The following is a 907-nucleotide window of genomic DNA, read 5'->3' as shown; positions in this document are numbered from 1 at the left end:
ATTAATGAGAAACAGACTATAAAAAAGCACCATCAAGCGGGTAAAATAGTAGGAAAACGGTGATAGTTTTAAGGTTGAATAAAAGAAGCTATTTTAGCACAAATTTGCTGATTTAGGGACATTTCACGGTCATTAAAATCTAGTAAAAATGCTGATTGAGCGTGCGTAGTAGTATTTATTTTTTACCGATAAAACAAAAAAAACTGCACCAGAGTATATGCAGTTTTTAGGCGTTGTTATTATTATCTGTTCAACGCCTACGTACGAACAATTTTATTACGTGCGTCCTCTTATGATTGTCTAAAGTTCTGTTCAAAAAACTCACGCGCAGCTTGGGTACAAGAGGTACTGGTCAATCCGCCATGATAGCTGGCCAGTACCGCAGCACCTGCTGCTTGCGCTAGTAAATCTGGGTTGGTGACTCCTACTGACTGCGCATCTGCAATAGCTTGATTTTGAACTGCCGTCAAAGTCGTGGCAAATCTATTTTGGATATTATCGATTGTATCTGTATTCATCCAAGCATTGCTCATAGCAGCACTGCCGATTGATGTCACTGTGTTTTGATTACGATCATCGTCATTGGTTGCGTCCACATCTAATACAGTAATGTTTAGATTGGCAGCTGGACTCATGCTTGCTTGTTGCAATATAGCCGACATCGAACCAGTATTTAGGTCATAGTATACGGTTGGGTCTTGATTACCACCGCACAATAAGGTTGGCATTTTAGGTATGTAGCCGCGTAGATCATTGGCTTTTAGGGCTTTACGTAAGTTATCTTGTGGACTGTCTGCTGGAAGCGCACCCGTTCCAGCAAGAAGGCTATCAGGGTTTTGCAGCGCGTCGGCTACGTACATGGTGCGAAAATCCGTTTTGATCAAATAATTATCATCCGCAAACCCTA

Annotated in this window: 1 pseudogene; it reads right to left on the bottom strand. The window is 41.3% G+C overall.

The features are described 5' to 3' along the window. Nucleotides 1–290: 290 nt before the first annotated feature. A pseudogene (locus tag ACS8FD_RS18005) lies at nt 291–907 on the bottom strand (hypothetical protein); the annotation flags it as partial.

Source organism: Psychrobacter sp. 1U2, assembly GCF_051847575.1.
This window is presented reverse-complemented; position numbering and strand designations above follow the sequence as displayed.